Source organism: Vibrio tapetis subsp. quintayensis, from assembly GCF_030409945.1.
Taxonomy (GTDB): domain Bacteria; phylum Pseudomonadota; class Gammaproteobacteria; order Enterobacterales; family Vibrionaceae; genus Vibrio; species Vibrio quintayensis.
The window spans coordinates 199,845-217,271 of the sequence record NZ_JAUFQV010000011.1 but is presented as its reverse complement, the minus strand read 5'-3'; the positions used below and the strand labels follow the sequence as shown (position 1 = coordinate 217,271).

The window sequence follows — 17,427 nt, the reverse complement described above, 5'->3', positions numbered from 1 at the left end:
TGCTGCTTTTTTACGTTCTCATTACTAATTTTTGTGGAAGTGCTCAATAAAACTCCACTCTAGCATCACTTTCTGGTATCTTGCGCATCCCTAACGGAGGATGTCAGAATGCACATATGTCCACTTTGTGAACACTCTCATGTCATAGACTATTTTGCTGACAAACGCAGGCAGTACTTACAATGTACCCAATGCCAGTTTGTCTTTGTGGATCCACAACAAAGGTTAAATGCAGAAAGAGAAAAAGCGCACTATGATTTGCATGAAAACGATCCAAGTGACCAAGGTTACCGACGGTTTTTGAGCCGTATGGCTGACCCAATGGCGGAACGTTTAATCGTGCCCTCTAATGGGATAGATTTTGGATGTGGTCCAGGGCCAACTTTGTCAATTATGATGGAAGAGCAGGGGCACACCATGGCGTTATACGATATCTACTATTACCCCGATAAGCAGGTATTAGACACAACGTATGACTTTATGACTGCAACCGAAGTAATAGAGCATCTTTATGATCCTAAATCGGTATGGCAGCAATGGTTGAGTTTAGTCAAACCAGGCGGCTGGATTGGTGTGATGACCAAACTAGTAAAAGACGTGGAAGCGTTCGCCGGATGGCATTATAAGAATGATCTCACACACGTGAGCTTTTTTAGCCAAGCTACCTTTAAATACTTGGCAGCGCGGGATGGACTCCAACTCGAATTTATTGGCAATGATGTAATTTTACTGAGGAAGCCCAGTAATGAGTCGTAGTAAAAAATCAAGAAAGCCAGGAGCGTCAGGCGCTCCTGAAGTTATCGTTACACGTAACCGTAGCGAATCAAATGTAGAAGGTCGTTTACGTAAAAAAGTTAAAAATCGTAAAGGCTTAAAATCTGGCAGCCGCCACTCTGATGTAGAGCAAGGCAAGCAAGGGAATGGTGGTAAAGCACGTGATCCTCGTTTAGGCAGCAAGAAAAAAATCCCACTGATTATTGAGCCGAAGCAAAAGCCGACTAAACAACAGCGTAAACTGTCTGCTGAACAAGAGCTTGAAATGCTAGAGCAAGATGCACAACTGATGGTATTGCTTGACCGCTTAGAAAGTGGTGAAAGCCTAGGTGGCGGTTTACAAAAATACGTTGATGAGAAATTGGATCGTATTGAAGTGCTAATGAAGCAATTGGGTCTATTCGAAGAAGAAGAACCAGAAGCGGAAATTGAAGCGCCAGCACCTGTTGCGAAAAAGAAATCGAGCTCAGAAGATGATCTATTGTCTCAATTTGAAGGCATCGATTTGAACGATTTTAACGAATTCAAGGACTAGTTTTAGCTTATGTCAGTAACTTTGTTAGCCTCACTGGGCGGTTTGATAATTATCGGCCTTGGCTCTTATGCTGGTTACCTATTACTGCAAGTTAAAAAGCAGAAGGAACTGCAGCAGCAACATCAAGCTATCGCCATTGCTAAACGTAACGCGAATATTTTTGAAAACGTTGATGCGCTTTGTGCCGCAGGCATTCAAGGGCAGTGCGACCTATCGGAAATCAGTATCCGTGTATGTGGGATCTTGGATTATGTCCAAGGAGACGAAAAAGTGGATGTTGCTGTCGACTACCCAGCACTGAACGAGCTGCACACCATAGTAAAAGATATGGAGCGAGGAGATGCTCGTCAAGCGTTAGCTAAGCAAGATCGTATGAAGCAAAACTTGCTCAGAACGAAAGCTGAAGCACGCTTGTCAGATACCATTGTGGTTGAGTTAACCACGCTACAAAAGCGTATTAAACCCCTCAATAATCAAATCGCGGTCACGCAGATCGTTCATTAGTCGCTGAGACTGAGTCAAAATATGGAAAGTGCTAGTGATCAAACTAGCACTTTCGCACATTTCTAGTTTAATTTAAGTATCTCCACATCATCAGCTAATGAGGCTGTGGCAAAATACCCGTCCATAGAAAAATAAAATGGAAGTACAGCATGTCTAGTGATCAAATAGTTTGGGATCAAGCGGTATTAGATAAATACAACTATTCTGGGCCAAGATATACATCTTACCCAACCGCGTTAGAGTTCCATGAAGCATACACCATCTCAGAGCTTGATATGGCATGCACTCGTTACCCTGAACGCCCATTGTCACTGTATGTGCACATTCCGTTTTGTCACAAGCTTTGCTACTACTGTGGCTGCAATAAAGTGATCACTCGCCATCAGCATAAGGCCGACGATTATCTTGATGTTTTAGAGTTAGAGATCCGTCAAAGAGCGTCGTTATTGGCTGGCCGCGGTGTAACCCAATTGCATTTTGGTGGCGGCACGCCAACGTTCTTGAACAAAGCGCAAGTCACTCGCTTAATGACATTGTTGCGTGAAGAATTTCACTTTGAAGCGGATGCTGAAATCAGCATTGAAGTAGACCCACGTGAACTTGAATTAGATATGTTGGATCACCTGCGTAGCGAAGGCTTTAATCGTCTGAGCATTGGTGTCCAAGATTTTAATAAAGAAGTGCAGAAATTAGTTAACCGTGAACAAGATGAAGAGTTTATCTTTGCCATGGTAGAGCGCGCCAAACAGTTGGGGTTCCGTTCGACCAACTTAGATCTGATTTATGGGCTACCAAAGCAAACCAAAGAAAACTTTGCAGAAACTATGGCTCAGGTTCTGAAGATGAAACCAGGCCGATTATCCGTCTTTAATTATGCGCATATGCCCAATTTATTTGCGGCACAACGTAAAATTAAAGATGAAGATTTACCTGCACCAGAAGTGAAAATGGCTATCTTGCAAGATACTATTGCGACATTAACTGGGGCCGGCTACCAATTCATAGGCATGGATCACTTTGCGCTTCCTGACGATGAATTAGCCGTGGCACAGCGTGAAGGCATTCTTCATCGTAACTTCCAAGGTTACACCACCCAAGGTGAGTGTGATTTGGTCGGCTTCGGCGTATCGTCGATCTCTATGGTTGGTCACAGCTATGCTCAGAACCAAAAAGATCTGAAGAAGTACTACGCACAAGTGACGGATATGCGCCACGCGTTATGGAAAGGGGTGTGTCTTGATCAAGATGACCTGATCCGCCGTGAAGTGATTAAGCAGCTTATTTGTAACTTTAAGCTTGATACCCGTGCGATAGAGCAAGAATTCAATCTTCAGTTTGATAAGTACTTCAAAGAAGATTTAGGGTTATTGAAAACCTTCATTGATGACGAACTGGTTGAACATGATAACAATGAGATCCGCGTGACTCTACGTGGTCGTTTGTTGATTCGTAATATCTGTATGTGTTTTGATAAATACCTACGTAACCGCGCAAGACAACAGCAGTTTTCGAGAGTGATTTAAGATCAGGCTGAGGGACGCTGCGTTACAGGTTACAGGTTACAGGTTACAGGTTACAGGTTACAGGTTACAGGTTACAGGTTACAGGTTAGAGCAAAAGAGCGGATGGAACAAAACAAAAAGCCGACATAGGAGACTATGTCGGCTTTTTTATTTTTCGTTAGGCATGAAAGGTTAGGGGAATATTTTCTTTTCCGCCTTCCGCCTTCCGCCTTCCGCCTTCCGCTTCTAAGCTCTACCCTTAACTTTCTCTTTCAGTTCTGCTTTTTCAGCATCAGAAAGGAACGCCAGTTCTAGGCCGTTAATTTGTGCTTGGCGAATTTGCTCTTGGCTTAATCCTGCTTGAGGCGCTGCAACTTCGTATTCAAATGGAAGCTCAATGCCCTCTACCGCCGGATCGTCGGTATTTAGACATGCGAGTACACCATGCTCAAGAAATTGCTTCACAGGGTGATTAGCGAGTGTCTCAACCGTACTGGTTTGGAAGTTAGACGTTAGGCAAGACTCAATACCGATACGATTTTCTGCTAGGAAATCCATCAATTTAGGGTCGTGGATCGCTTTAACACCATGGCCGATACGTACCGCGCCCAATTCTTGAATGGCTTGCCACATGCTTTGTGCGCCAGCAGCTTCACCAGCATGAACGGTGACTTGAAGGCCTGCATCACGTACTTGCTTAAAGTGAGAAACAAAACGTTCGCCTGGTTGGCCTAGTTCGTCACCGGCTAAGTCGATAGCAACAATGTGATCTTTTTGCGTAAGCAGAGCATCTAATTCTTGCTGACAAGCATCTTGACCAAATGTGCGGCTCATGATGCCAATTAAGTTTGCTTTCACGCCAAAGTCACGTACACCTGCTTGCACACCATCGACTACCGCTTCTACAACACCGGCGACAGGGAGGTTGTGTTTCATCGCCATGTAGTATGGAGAAAAACGCAGTTCAGCGTAATCAATTTGAGCGTTCAATGCATCTTCAACATTTTCATAGGCAACACGACGACAAGCGTCTAAGTCACCTAACACTGCAACACCCCAGTCTAGCTTAGATAGGAAAGCAACAAGTGAAGGCTCAGCTTCTACGATTTGTACGTGAGGGCGGAGTGCTTCTAGGTCGTAAGCCGGTAATGCTACACCAAACTTTTTGCCCAAATCTAAAATGGTCTGACTACGGATATTGCCATCAAGGTGGCGGTGAAGATCGGTAAGTGGCAGGTTTTTAGTAATCATTATCAATATCCCAGTCGCTAATTATTCAGCTAAGTATAAGAACCTATGTTCTTGATGTCAGCAGGCAATCGCTAGAAAATCAGCCATTATGCGGAATCTTGCTTCATGTTAACTAATTCTGTTGGCCATTCCGCGAAAGGCAATGGATGGCTAAACAGATAGCCTTGGGCTTGTGGGCAGTTGAGCTGTCGAAGAATATCAGCTTGCTCAATCGTTTCTACCCCCTCTGCAACCAGATTAGATTTGAAGCCTTTGGTCATGTTAACGATGGCGGCCACAATAGAGGTGTCTATGGTGTCTTTATTGAGTTGCATGATGAACGAACGATCTATTTTCAAGCAATCGAAAGGCAGTTTGTGTAGGTAGGCCAATGATGAATAGCCGGTACCAAAATCATCAATGGCGATCTTGATGCCTAATTGCTTGATGGTTTGCATGTTTTTTAAAATGACGGGGTCGTTATCGACAATTCGAGATTCAGTAATCTCAAGAGTTAGGTTGCTTGGGGCGAGCTTAGTATCGAGTAAAATTTGCTTCAAATTAACGATGAATTCAGGTTGAGATAGCTGATTAACCGATAAGTTAACGTGCAGGCTGAATTCTTTAGGCCACTGGCCGCTGTGAATCGCCTGCGCTGTGTCAGTGCAGGACTTGAGTAATATTTGATGGCCAATATCACCAATTAACCCGCTTTCTTCTGCAATAGGAATGAACTCAAAAGGTGGGATGACACCTCGTTCAGGGGAGATCCAACGAGCTAAGGCTTCAGCACCTAATACCTGGCCACTTTCTAGATCCACAATGGGCTGATAAAAGGGCACGAATTCGCTATGGACAATCGCCTGGTTCATTTCTGCTAAGGTTTGAGTTTTCTTACGTGATGCATCGGCCATTTCAGGGCGGTAGTGCGCCACACGTAACGACTCTTGTTTTGCATGGCTCAATGCAATGCTGGCATTTCGTAGCCAAGTACTCATGCTCGCGAGGCTGTCTGTTGTCACCATGCCAACTGAGATGTTGATCACCACGGTTTCATCGCCCATTTGAAAAGGTGAGCTTAATGCCTGCTTAATTCGGTTTGCCATTTCATCAACATTAGACATGCTGTTGCTATCTGGTTGGAAAATCGCAAATTCATCGCCAGATACACGAGCAAGCATGGAGTCAGGCTGGCACTGATGCTTCAGGCGTTCTGCTAAAATAATCAGCAATTGGTCACCACTGTAGTGGCCTAAGCTGTCGTTAATGTCTCTGAATCGGTCGATACCGATTAGGATTAATGAGCCGTTATCTAGGCTGTTGATCTTACAGCTCGCTTCAATTAAACCTTGTCGACTATAGAGTTGAGTCAGAGAGTCGTATACCAATTGAGACCGCAGTGCTTCAAAGGAGTTTTGCAAGTTGTGGGTCATGTTATTAAATGCAGAAACCAACATGCTGGTTTCATGGATATTGCCTGGTTCAGGCATGGTAGCATCCCAATCGCCAGCCGCAATGTCATTGGCTGCTTTGGCGGTGCTGGTAATGGCGCGGGTAATGCGATTGAACGCCAGTAAGCCCAATAACAAGCCAACAAAACTGACCGCTAAACCTATCATCCATCCCGTTTGTTGCTGTTTTGGTAGATCGCCCAGCAAGTCGGTTTCAGAGACAATAACCATGATGTACCAATCAAGGCCGAAGTCATTATTAAATCGAGATAGCTTGCTGAAATAGCGTTCGTTATCTAATTCATAGTCAAACATAAACGCTGAATAGGGGGTTTTTAGTCGTTCTAAGTCAATAAATTCGGCACTTTCACTCAATATTGGGTTGATATTCTCCGTTGCTAATAAGCGCATACTCTTGGCTGATTGAGTGGTGCCCATTGAGACAACGCTATCGGACTCTGAATGAGCGATCAGCCTTTTATCTTTGTCGAATACATAGATTGAAGATGAGGTTCGGTCTTTCTGTTCAATCAGAAATTGGTTAAAAGTGTCGATTTGAACATCGGTGGCCGATACGCCTAATAGCACGTTACCTTTCATGACTGGGTTTAAAGCCGACAAGGTGATTTCTTGTCTTTCGTCGGCATTCGCATAAATTTTAGACCAAGACGGTTTTAACGATTCAGCAGCTGGCTTATACCAAGGCCGTACTCTCGGGTCATAATTTTGAAATTGAGAGCGAACACCTGAAAGCGTGTCTCTGCCTTGATAGATTCTGAGTTCACCCTCAGTGCGTTGGTCTTTGAGCATTAAGGTGATTTTGTCGCTGTTTTCTTGGCGAAAACCGATGTATTCACCGTTGATACCGCCAAAACCAATGACATCGAGATGTTCGACTTCTTTGTACAAATGGCCAAAGCTCATTTCAAAGAAGTCTTGAATTTGGGTCATGTCATTCTGTTGATAAAGATCGCTGAAAGCAATGGTCCTGGATAAGGCGATATTGGCTTTATAAGGTTCGTTTAGAAAAACTTTGAGCTTGGTGTTGGTATTTTCAGTAAAGGCGATCAGTTGTTTATGGCTGAGCTTGGTCACCATATTCTCGTAACTGGTGTATTGGACAAATGCGATAACCCCTAGTGTGAATAGAAACACTATGACAAGTGGAAGGATAACTGCCGTTCGTAGGGTTAGTTTTTTATGGGCCATCGCTTTGATTTTTAAATGATACTGTCAATAGTCATAATAGCACGTAAGACTTGATTAGCTATTAAACAATCATGACGATAATTCATACTATGGCATATCAAGTTCCTTTAATTTCCTCGTTAGGGTATTACGGCCCCAACCGAGTAATTTAGCGGCGTCTTGCTTATGTCCATTGGTATGTTCGAGTGCTGTTTTTAAAAGTATACGTTCAAATTCAGGTTGTGCGTATGCCAATAGCGATGATTCACCTTTTTGCAGAGATTTTCTAGCCCACTGTTCCAATTGTTGTTGCCAACCTATGTTGTCGGTATTGTCTGATTTCGATGGGCTATGGTCGAGCAACTCCCTTGGTAAATCCGTCGGCAAAACTTCATTACCACTGGCCATCACGGTAAGCCAGCGACAAACATTTTCTAATTGACGGACATTGCCGGGCCACTCAAGTTGGTTAAGTTGGGTTACGGTATCTGGGTGCAAAGTTTTCATTTCTACCCCTAACTCTTCTGCAGCCAAACGCAAAAAGTGAATGGTCAGCTTTTCGATGTCTTGTTGGCGTTCTCTTAAGGAGGGGATGTGGACTCTAATTACGTTCAGGCGGTGAAATAAATCTTCCCGAAAGCCCCCTTTGTTGACCAGTTGTTCTAAATCTTGGTGAGTGGCGGCAATGATTCGCACGTCTACATTGACCGGAGAGTGACCACCCACTCGGTAAAACTGGCCGTCTGCTAAAACACGTAATAATCGTGTTTGGATGTCTAATGGCATGTCGCCAATTTCATCTAAAAACAAGGTGCCGCCATTGGCTTGTTCAAAGCGGCCTTGGCGTACCGCGTTCGCACCAGTAAAAGCGCCTTTTTCGTGACCAAATAGTTCTGACTCAATCAGATCTTTTGGAATGGCCGCCATGTTTAGGGCAATAAACGGGTTTTTAACTCTCGGGCTGTGGCGGTGAAGGGCATGTGCGACCAATTCTTTACCGGTTCCAGACTCTCCGTTGATGAGCACCGAAATCGACGATCTAGACAGGCGGCCAATCGCTCGAAAAACTTCTTGCATGGCCGGTGCTTCGCCGATGATCTCCGGCGCATTGGATGTCAGCGACTCATTGTCAGCCGGCAGGTGTTTGCGTTGCTCATGACTGTGTGCAATGGCGCGTTCAACTAAGGCCAAGGTTTCATCAATATCAAATGGTTTGGGTAAGTATTCAAAGGCGCCCTCATGATACGCGTTGACCGCCGCATCCAAATCTGAGTGTGCGGTCATGATGATGATGGGTAAATCTGGGTATTGCTGTTGTACTTGTTTTAGGAGTTCTAACCCATCCATCCCTGGCATACGAATATCCGAGACAATGACGTCAGGCGCTTGTCTTTCTAAGGCGAGCAGGACGCTTTCTGCATCTGCGAACGTATCACATTGGATCTGCGCAGAAGAGAGCGTTTTTTCCATCACCCAACGAATTGAGCTGTCGTCATCTACGACCCAAACAAAGCCTTTACTCATAATGATAATTCCTGTTCCCGCAGCGTAGCGAAGGCCAAATGGCCGAAAAATTTAAATCGGTAATAAAATGGTGAATTTAGTTTGTCCCGGCCAGCTTATAACGTCTATTTTGCCTTTATGCTGGTCGATGAGATTTTGAGAAATGGAAAGCCCCAATCCTGTGCCGCCTTCTCGTCCACTGACCATTGGATAAAACAGTGTATCTTGCAGGGCTGGTGGAATGCCGGGCCCGTTATCAATCACTTCAATACTGGCGGCTAGCTTGTGTCTCGTGCCATGAATATTGACTTGATGCACCGTTCTGGTGCGGATGAGTATTTCACCGTCACTTTGTGGTGCGAGTATTTGAGCTGCATTGCTTAAAATATTAAGAAGTGCTTGCTCTATTTGGTCAGGGTCCATTAAAAAGTCGGGCAGGCTGGGATCGTAATCCCTCTGGATTACCAGTTTATTTTCAGCTTCTAATTCAACTAATTGGCGCACTTTCTCAAGGACTAGATGGAGATTTTCATCTTTCTTTTGGCCCAGTTTTTGTGGACCAAGCAGGCGGTCTACTAGTGCTCGTAGCCGATCGGCTTGCTCAATGATGATCTGGGTATATTCTTTGAGTGCTGGGTCGGGCAACATGCGAGCAAGCAGCTGTGCTGCTCCTCTCAAGCCGCCTAATGGGTTCTTTATCTCATGAGCTAAACCACGCACCAGTACTTTAGCGGCCTGTTGTTGAGCATGTTGGTTGAGCTCTTGGCTTAAGCGCCTTTGTTGATCAATTTTTCTCAACTCAAGAATCAACATGACTTCTTTTTGCCATGAAATGGGGCTTACCGTCACCTCTAATAACATGGGCTTGCCATTAATCACAAAGGTGACTTCACTGTCAGTAATGCTTTGCCCTGACAGCAAAGGCTGAGTCAGCAGGTTCAAATCCATCGAACTGTGTTGGATTTGACTTGCCAGAGAAGCCCCAATCAAACGCTTGGAGCTTTGAGCAAATAATTGTTCAGCAGCAGGGTTGGCGAACCGCATGATGAGCGCGTCATCAAGCATCAAGGTCGCGGTGACGATGTGATCTAAAATATTGGAGGATAACTGATCGTTCACTAGCATGGTCCCTACCTTAGCGTGCTGGAAATAACGGCATAAATTCCATTGCACTATTATGGTGCATCGTTAGCTAAGTATGAAACATTGATCAGAGAACAAAAAGCGTTATGTGGAATAACAGCCCTTATTTTTGTGCGTTATCTCTCTAATTAACCTTAGCTCGATGTAAATGCACCGATATAGTATCTGTAGATGCAATAAGCTTGCCGCTTCGTAAGGCTTTGATCATAAAGGTATGGGTGCCTCTGTCTACGTTGATCAAGGTCCACTTTTTTTGGGTTTGAGGTGCACCGTATGCCTCATTGTTGAGCACTAATTGAAGCGTTTCATCAATCGAGAGCTTTCGGCTAGTTTGGAGTGAAATTTGGATGCGGCCTTGGTTGTCTCGAATAGTTTGTTCAGGCATTGGTGATTCAAATTGAATCGTTAGTGGTATTGGTACCGTTTTGGATGTGGTTTGCCTTGACTGTTGGTTTTCATGGCTTGAGTTGTTGCTTAGGGATTGGTCGTCCGTTGGCGCGATAACGGTCGGATTATCTTCAATAATATCAAAGCTATCTAGATTGGACGCACTCTCGGGAGGTGTGTCACTGAGGTGTAATACCCCCTTGTTATCCGTCCATGTATAAACGGTTTGTGCGAGCGAGTATGAGCATAAAACCAAAGAGATAAAGCAGATGAGTATGCATTTCATGGTAACTTACCAAATGAGAAGTATAAGTTAACCTCATGTTATAGAATGAATTATTTGAATAAAATAAAAAAGGCTCACCTGCGAGGTGAGCCTAATATTTATGCAATCATACGATTGGCTTTACACCGAGAATAAACTCTGTGCTGAACTTATACTGAGTAGTACAGTTCAAACTCAAGTGGGTGAGTTGCCATGTTGATTTGCTCAACGTCTTGAGACTTAAGTGCGATGTAAGAATCGATAAAGTCGTCAGAGAATACGCCGCCAGCTGTTAGGAATTCACGGTCATCATCAAGCGCTTGAAGTGCTTGTTGTAGTGATTCTGCAACTGTTGGGATTTCTGCTGCTTCTTCAGCTGGGAGATCGTATAGATCTTTATCCATTGCTTCACCTGGGTGGATCTTGTTCTTAATACCGTCAAGACCAGCCATTAACATACATGCGAACGCTAAGTATGGGTTTGCTGTTGGATCTGGGAAGCGAACTTCGATACGACGTGCTTTCGGGCTTGGTACCACAGGGATACGGATAGAAGCAGAACGGTTACGTGCAGAGTATGCAAGCATAACTGGCGCTTCGAAGCCTGGTACAAGACGCTTGTACGAGTTAGTTGATGCGTTAGCAAAGGCATTGATAGCACGTGCGTGCTTGATGATACCGCCAATGTAGTAAAGCGCCATTTCAGAAAGGCCGCCGTACTTGTCACCAGCAAACAGGTTCTGACCGTCTTTGTTCAAAGACATGTGAACGTGCATACCAGAACCATTATCACCTACTAGTGGCTTAGGCATGAAGGTTGCAGTTTTACCAAATGCGTGAGCAACGTTATGAACAACGTACTTGTAGATTTGGATTTCATCGGCTTTTTCAGTCAATGTGTTAAAGCGAGTTGCGATTTCATTTTGACCCGCAGTTGCCACTTCGTGGTGGTGCGCTTCAACAACAAGACCCATCTCTTCCATAACAAGACACATTGCAGAACGGATGTCTTGAGATGAATCAACAGGAGCAACTGGGAAGTAACCGCCTTTAACGCCAGGACGGTGACCTTTGTTACCGCCTTCCACGTCAGCGCCAGTGTTCCAAGACGCTTCGATATCATCAATTTTGAAGAAAGAACCTGAGATGTCTGTGTTGAATTTCACATCATCAAATAGGAAGAATTCTGGTTCAGGGCCGATAAGAACCGTATCAGCAACACCCGATGCACGCATGAATTCTTCAGCACGTTTTGCAATAGAGCGTGGGTCACGGTCGTAACCTTGCATTGTTGCAGGCTCTAGGATGTCACAACGAATGTTTAGCGTTGCGTCTTCAGTGAATGGGTCAAGTACCGCGCTTGTCGCGTCAGGCATCATTACCATGTCAGATTCGTTAATGCCTTTCCAACCCGCTACAGAAGAACCGTCGAACATTTTGCCTTCTTCAAAGAAGTCTGCGTCGATTTGGTGAGAAGGGATAGAGATGTGTTGCTCTTTACCTTTGGTATCAGTAAAGCGTAAATCAACAAACTTAACTTCGTTTTCTTGGATCAGTGATACAACATTTTCTACTGACATCTTGGATAACCTCCAGTGTTATGAATTTGATAATGCACAATTTTGTTTAAACCGGCATTGATTAATCTTTTCAAAAATTGATATTAATCGATGACTGTTCTACTAAAGCTAAAATCGTGCCAAAAAAAATAATCCTTTATATTCAGCTCGTTATGTAATTAACGTTTATTTTGGTGCGTTTGGTTGCACCAAAATGATCCCTAAAGGCACCAAGATGGTGCAACTTAAAGGTGAGTAATAAACCTAACCAAGCCAAGGTTATTCAGCAATCAATTTTGTATTTTGTCAATCTCCTTTTTGTCTCTGGATTCAGTCTCCCATTTCATAAAATGTTCGCGCGCTTAATTTTGCTGGTCTATAGGGCAGGGTATTATGTGATTTATAAGCTATAAATAAGAAATAAGCGGAAATAGATCACATATTTCTAGGTTTTTCGCCAAAATCTGATACATTATTGGCCGTTTTTAAAATCAAGTGAGCGGCACTTATTAATTGTTAATAAGACGCGGCTACTTTTATGAGTGAATCGAAATCCATGGCTACTCCACAGATTGATAAGTTAAGAAATATCGCGATTATCGCGCACGTTGACCACGGTAAAACAACGTTGGTTGACAAATTGCTACAGCAATCAGGTACGCTTGAGTCTCGTGGTGAAGCTGAAGAGCGCGTCATGGACTCGAACGATATCGAAAAAGAGCGTGGCATTACCATTCTTGCGAAAAACACCGCAATTAACTGGAATGACTACCGCATTAACATCGTAGATACCCCAGGACACGCCGATTTCGGTGGTGAAGTTGAGCGTATCATGTCGATGGTTGATTCTGTTCTTTTGATCGTTGACGCAGTAGATGGCCCAATGCCACAAACGCGTTTCGTAACGCAAAAAGCGTTCGCACACGGTCTTAAGCCAATCGTTGTAATCAACAAGATTGACCGCCCAGGCGCTCGTCCTGATTGGGTTATGGATCAAATCTTTGACCTTTTCGACAACCTAGGTGCTACTGATGAGCAACTAGACTTCACTACTGTTTACGCTTCAGCTCTTAACGGCTGGGCAACAATGGAAGAAGGCGTTGTTGGCGAAGACATGGAACCATTGTTCCAAGCGGTTGTTGATACAGTAGAAGCGCCTCAAGTTGACCTTGACGGCCCACTTCAAATGCAAGTTTCTCAACTAGATTACAGCTCTTACGTAGGTGTTATCGGTGTTTGTCGTGTTACTCGTGGTTCTGTTAAACCAAACCAACAAGTAACTATCGTCAATGCTGAAGGCAAAAAACGTAACGGTAAAGTCGGTACAGTTCTTGGTTACCTTGGCCTTGACCGCCATGAAGTTGAACAAGCTAATGCGGGTGACATCATTGCAATCACAGGCCTTGGTGAGCTGAAAATTTCAGACACTATCTGTGACCAAAACAATGTTGAAGCAATGGAAGCATTGTCTGTTGATGAACCAACAGTAACCATGACTTTCCAAGTAAACACTTCTCCGTTTGCTGGTAAAGAAGGTAAGTTCGTTACTTCACGTAACATCCTTGAGCGTCTTGAAAAAGAACTGGTTCACAACGTTGCATTGCGCGTTGAAGAAACAGAAAGCCCAGATCGTTTCCGTGTATCAGGCCGTGGTGAACTTCACCTATCTATCCTGATTGAAAACATGCGTCGTGAAGGTTTCGAGCTAGCAGTATCTCGTCCAGAAGTAATCATCCGTGAAGAAAATGGTCAGAAAATGGAACCGTTTGAGACGGTTACTATCGATGTTCTTGAAGAGCACCAAGGTGCAATCATGGAAAGCATCGGCCTACGTAAAGGCGAGCTAACTGACATGGCACCAGATGGTAAAGGCCGTGTTCGCATGGACTTCATGATGCCTTCTCGTGGTCTTATCGGTTTCCAAACTGAATTCCTAACAATGACGTCTGGTTCTGGTCTTATTTACCACTCGTACGATCACTACGGTCCTCACAAAGGCGGCGTAATTGGTCAACGTAACAATGGTGTTCTTGTTTCGAACGCTACTGGTAAAGCTTTGACTTACGCATTGTTCTTTCTTCAAGCTCGTGGTCGTCTATTTGCAGAGCACGCTGACGAAGTTTACGAAGGCCAAGTAATCGGTATTCATAACCGTTCTAACGACCTTACTGTAAACTGTTTGAAAGGTAAGCAGTTAACTAACGTTCGTGCATCTGGTACTGATGAAGCACAGGTTCTTTCTCCGCCAATCCGTCACACTCTAGAGCAAGCTCTTGAGTTCATCGACGAAGATGAGCTAGTAGAAGTAACGCCTGAAAGCATCCGTATTCGTAAGAAACTTCTTACTGAAAACGAGCGTAAGCGCGCAGCACGTCCAGCTAAAGACTAATTTTTTAGTTAGCAAGACCGTGTAGAAATTAGAAAGCCCTGCTAGTGATAGCGGGGCTTTTTTTGTTAAGAGGCAGGCTTAAGGCGAAGGGCTAAAGGCTAAAGACGAGATCAAAAGATAAAGCACTGAGATCCGAGCTATTGGAAAGAGAGTTTGACATCCAAAAGCGAACAAACACAATTTCACGCCTCACGCCTCACGCCTCACGCCTCACGCCTCACGCCTCACGCCTCACGCCTCACGCCTCACGCCTCACGCCTCACGCCTCACGCCTTCAACCACAAACTCAACCCGTTGCTCTACCGTGCCCCAAGGCACCTCAACCACTTCATAACCTAAAGCTTGGTAGCTTGTAACGAGCTCTTTGTGGATCTCTAACGCTTCTTCAAACGGGTAGGGTCTTATATCGTCTTGAACGTAAATGTCTGCGTATGGCTTGCAGAAGAACACTTGTGGGTGATAACCAAGGCTTGCTTGGCGATAGGATTCGGGTACGGGTAAACCACCTTTGGTGAGATAGCCACAAATATCAGGAATCGCACGGTCCATAAACGAGATGTCACTTCCCTCGATGGCTTCCGTTTTTTGGCGAGACATTAATTCCAAGCACAATTTGGCAAAACCACCGAGGTTGTGCCATGGCAAAATTCCGCCCTCTATTACACTCTGCTGCTCGATTAGGGTACGAGACCCTTCTGCGTAGATTGTATAGTTTAGGTGGCCCAGCGCGTTAACCAGGGTGGTTTTACCCGCCCCTGGCCCGCCAGTGATGATGATAGGTAGCATGTGAAGCAATCCATAATAAAAAGCATGCTAATTAGGATACATAATTCATACTGCTAACTGAACTTAAAGCATTTAGGTTTCCGCCTTCCGCCTAAGCGCAGCGTCCCGCTTTTCCCTTACTTCAACTTTGCCAAAAACTTATCAGACTCAGCAATTGCGGCTTTCATTTCTTTAATCGCAACACTGATGTCTTTTTCTAAGCTCATGAACTCACCTTGCAGTGAACCAATCGCGTTGGCATTCAAGTTGTGTTTTAAATACAAGGTATTGTCGCGTAGCGTATTTAATACGGGAGTCATCTTGTTTTCCGCGCGTTTCATCGCTCGTAACATGTCGTTATAAGATGCTTTAGTTTGCTTTAATTTGGCTTCACTATCGCGGCGAAGTTTGCTGCTGGTGTACAGTTCTAGCTCGTCCTGCCATTCATCAAATAGAGCTTCGGATACATCTTCAATGGCGCTGATACGGCTGGCAACTTCTTCAGCAGCTTTCTCGCTGTCTTGGTATTTGTCATCGATTTTGTTGTACATACCTTCTAAGTCGCCACCATCAAAATTGGTTAGACTGGACAAGGCTTCAAGCGCACTAGAAAACTCCTCTTGCGCATCTTGTTGGGATTTTTTGGCGTCTTCGACGCGGTCTACCATGATGTCTCGTTTATGCACGCCCACGGTTTCCATTGCTGAATAATAAGTGGATTGGCAGCCAGTTAGGCCAAATAGTGCAATGCATAATGGCAACAAATAACGCATTCGAATTTCCTTTTCGTATAGAATGTAAGTCCGCGTCCTATTGGGCGCGTCAATATTCAAAACTATGAACGACTTGGCAGGGAGATACAAGTTGACGCTAAACAAGATGGTTATTCAGTCTCAAAACTTTGCCAAATATTTGGTGAACCGAGTTTCTCACGATCGTTTAACCGTGAGTGCAGGTTATATGGCGTATATTACGCTGCTATCGCTCGTCCCGTTGTTAACCGTATTGTTGTCGGTGCTGTCTTCTTTTCCGCTGTTTGCTGACGTTGGAGACGTATTGCAAGATTTCGTTATCACGCATTTTGTTCCTGCGGCGGGCATTGCCGTGAAATCCGCATTGACCGACTTTGTAGCGAATACCGGTAAAATGACCGCAGTAGGCGGTGCTTTCTTGTTTGTAGCTGCGCTGATGTTGATTTCTAATATTGATAAGAGCTTGAATTTTATTTGGCGAGTAAAAGACAAACGCCGCAGCGTGTATTCGTTTTCAATGTATTGGATGGTGCTGACTCTAGGGCCAATCATGGTGGGAGCAAGTATTGCTGCAACCTCTTACATTACGTCACTTAATTTTTTAGATAGCGAAGCCATTTCGACGGTTTACACCTATTTCTTGCGTTGGTTGCCGTTTATCCTATCTTTCTTTGCTTTTGTTGGCCTTTACTTGTTGGTTCCAAATACCAAGGTTGCGTTACGTGATGCGGTGATTGGTGCGTTGGTTGCAGCTGTCTTATTTGAGTTGAGTAAAAAAGGGTTCGCTCTTTACATCACACATTTTCCCTCATATCAGCTTATTTATGGCGCTCTTGCCGCTATCCCTATTTTATTTGTTTGGGTATACATGTGCTGGTTGATTGTCTTATTAGGGGCTGAAGTTACCGCGAGCCTTGGTGAGCAGAAGCTGTGGTATTCTGAACAAAATCAAAACGAAGCAATGGATGTATCGAGCCAACCTCTCGAGTTGGAATCCGCATCTATAATGGAACAGCAAGGAACAAAAAGTGATAGCACTGATACAGCGAGTAAGTGAAGCATCGGTCAAAGTAGACGGTGAAATTACCGGAGAAATTGACCAAGGTTTATTGGTGTTGCTTGGGGTAGAAAAAGAAGACGATGAAGCCAAAGCAAAGCGCTTATTAGAGCGAGTTCTGACTTATCGTATATTCGAAGATGATGCCGGAAAAATGAACTTAAATGTTCAACAAGTGAACGGCAGTGTTTTGGTGGTGTCTCAATTTACATTACCCGCAGACACAAAAAAGGGCACACGCCCAGGGTTTTCTAAAGGCGCTAACCCAACCGATGCCGAACATTGGTACGATTTTTTTGCCGATAAATGCGCAGAGACGATTAACACGCAACGAGGCCGTTTCGGTGCGGATATGAAAGTATCGCTAGTGAATGATGGCCCAGTAACGTTTTGGTTGCAGGTGTGAGGAAGTGCTAGGTGCGA

Annotated in this window: 15 protein-coding genes; 7 read left to right on the top strand and 8 right to left on the bottom strand. The window is 44.4% G+C overall.

What is annotated here, in order from left to right; translation table 11 throughout:
• Nucleotides 1-108 precede the first annotated feature (108 nt).
• From QWZ04_RS04440 to hemN, 4 genes are all read left to right on the top strand, one after another.
• Complete coding sequence (locus QWZ04_RS04440; RefSeq protein ID WP_290325355.1) at nucleotides 109-756, top strand: class I SAM-dependent methyltransferase; 648 nt, start codon at nucleotides 109-111, stop codon at nucleotides 754-756.
• Nucleotides 746-1,309 carry a Der GTPase-activating protein YihI gene (gene yihI, locus QWZ04_RS04435; protein ID WP_290325353.1) on the top strand — a complete coding sequence of 188 codons (564 nt, stop codon included), beginning with the start codon at nucleotides 746-748 and terminating at the stop codon, nucleotides 1,307-1,309. The genes QWZ04_RS04440 and yihI overlap by 11 nt, the downstream gene beginning before the upstream one ends.
• A gap of 9 nt (nucleotides 1,310-1,318) precedes the next feature.
• Nucleotides 1,319-1,813: a DUF2489 domain-containing protein gene (locus QWZ04_RS04430; protein WP_290325351.1), complete on the top strand. Its 495-nt coding sequence runs from the start codon at nucleotides 1,319-1,321 to the stop codon at nucleotides 1,811-1,813.
• A 149-nt stretch (nucleotides 1,814-1,962) separates the two neighbouring features.
• Nucleotides 1,963-3,336: an oxygen-independent coproporphyrinogen III oxidase gene (gene hemN / locus QWZ04_RS04425; protein WP_290325349.1), complete on the top strand. Its 1,374-nt coding sequence runs from the start codon at nucleotides 1,963-1,965 to the stop codon at nucleotides 3,334-3,336.
• A gap of 225 nt (nucleotides 3,337-3,561) precedes the next feature.
• On the opposite strand, the gene add is transcribed toward hemN, so the two are convergent.
• The 6 genes from add to glnA form a co-directional block, all read right to left on the bottom strand.
• Complete coding sequence (gene add, locus QWZ04_RS04420) at nucleotides 3,562-4,566, bottom strand: adenosine deaminase (RefSeq protein ID WP_290325347.1); 1,005 nt, start codon at nucleotides 4,564-4,566, stop codon at nucleotides 3,562-3,564.
• Between the two features lie 86 nt (nucleotides 4,567-4,652).
• The gene (gepA, locus tag QWZ04_RS04415; protein WP_290325345.1) at nucleotides 4,653-7,205 is read right to left on the bottom strand and encodes a phosphodiesterase GepA; all 2,553 of its coding nucleotides are present in this window, start codon (nucleotides 7,203-7,205) and stop codon (nucleotides 4,653-4,655) included.
• Nucleotides 7,206-7,292: 87 nt separating this feature from the next.
• Nucleotides 7,293-8,708: a nitrogen regulation protein NR(I) gene (gene glnG / locus QWZ04_RS04410; RefSeq protein ID WP_290325344.1), complete on the bottom strand. Its 1,416-nt coding sequence runs from the start codon at nucleotides 8,706-8,708 to the stop codon at nucleotides 7,293-7,295.
• A gap of 51 nt (nucleotides 8,709-8,759) precedes the next feature.
• The gene (gene glnL / locus QWZ04_RS04405; RefSeq protein ID WP_435433582.1) at nucleotides 8,760-9,812 is read right to left on the bottom strand and encodes a nitrogen regulation protein NR(II); all 1,053 of its coding nucleotides are present in this window, start codon (nucleotides 9,810-9,812) and stop codon (nucleotides 8,760-8,762) included.
• A 142-nt stretch (nucleotides 9,813-9,954) separates the two neighbouring features.
• Nucleotides 9,955-10,503: a DUF4124 domain-containing protein gene (locus QWZ04_RS04400; protein ID WP_290325342.1), complete on the bottom strand. Its 549-nt coding sequence runs from the start codon at nucleotides 10,501-10,503 to the stop codon at nucleotides 9,955-9,957.
• 149 nt (nucleotides 10,504-10,652) lie between these two features.
• Complete coding sequence (gene glnA, locus QWZ04_RS04395) at nucleotides 10,653-12,062, bottom strand: glutamate--ammonia ligase (protein ID WP_290325340.1); 1,410 nt, start codon at nucleotides 12,060-12,062, stop codon at nucleotides 10,653-10,655.
• A 535-nt stretch (nucleotides 12,063-12,597) separates the two neighbouring features.
• Between glnA and typA the strand changes: the two genes are divergently transcribed.
• Nucleotides 12,598-14,430 carry a translational GTPase TypA gene (gene typA, locus QWZ04_RS04390; protein ID WP_102523480.1) on the top strand — a complete coding sequence of 611 codons (1,833 nt, stop codon included), beginning with the start codon at nucleotides 12,598-12,600 and terminating at the stop codon, nucleotides 14,428-14,430.
• Nucleotides 14,431-14,682: 252 nt separating this feature from the next.
• Here typA and QWZ04_RS04385 read toward each other — a convergent pair whose 3' ends face one another.
• On the bottom strand, nucleotides 14,683-15,216 hold the full coding sequence (locus QWZ04_RS04385; RefSeq protein WP_290325337.1) for an AAA family ATPase: 534 nt from the start codon (nucleotides 15,214-15,216) through the stop codon (nucleotides 14,683-14,685).
• Nucleotides 15,217-15,332: 116 nt separating this feature from the next.
• Complete coding sequence (locus QWZ04_RS04380; RefSeq protein WP_290325334.1) at nucleotides 15,333-15,968, bottom strand: DUF2959 domain-containing protein; 636 nt, start codon at nucleotides 15,966-15,968, stop codon at nucleotides 15,333-15,335.
• Between the two features lie 106 nt (nucleotides 15,969-16,074).
• Here QWZ04_RS04380 and QWZ04_RS04375 point away from each other — a divergent pair, with 106 nt between their 5' ends.
• Nucleotides 16,075-17,004 (top strand): virulence factor BrkB family protein, encoded by a 930-nt coding sequence (locus QWZ04_RS04375; protein ID WP_290325525.1) that lies wholly within the window; start codon nucleotides 16,075-16,077, stop codon nucleotides 17,002-17,004.
• Nucleotides 16,976-17,410 (top strand): D-aminoacyl-tRNA deacylase, encoded by a 435-nt coding sequence (gene dtd, locus QWZ04_RS04370; RefSeq protein ID WP_290325332.1) that lies wholly within the window; start codon nucleotides 16,976-16,978, stop codon nucleotides 17,408-17,410. Before QWZ04_RS04375 ends, dtd begins: the two co-directional genes overlap by 29 nt.
• The last annotated feature ends 17 nt before the right edge of the window (nucleotides 17,411-17,427 follow it).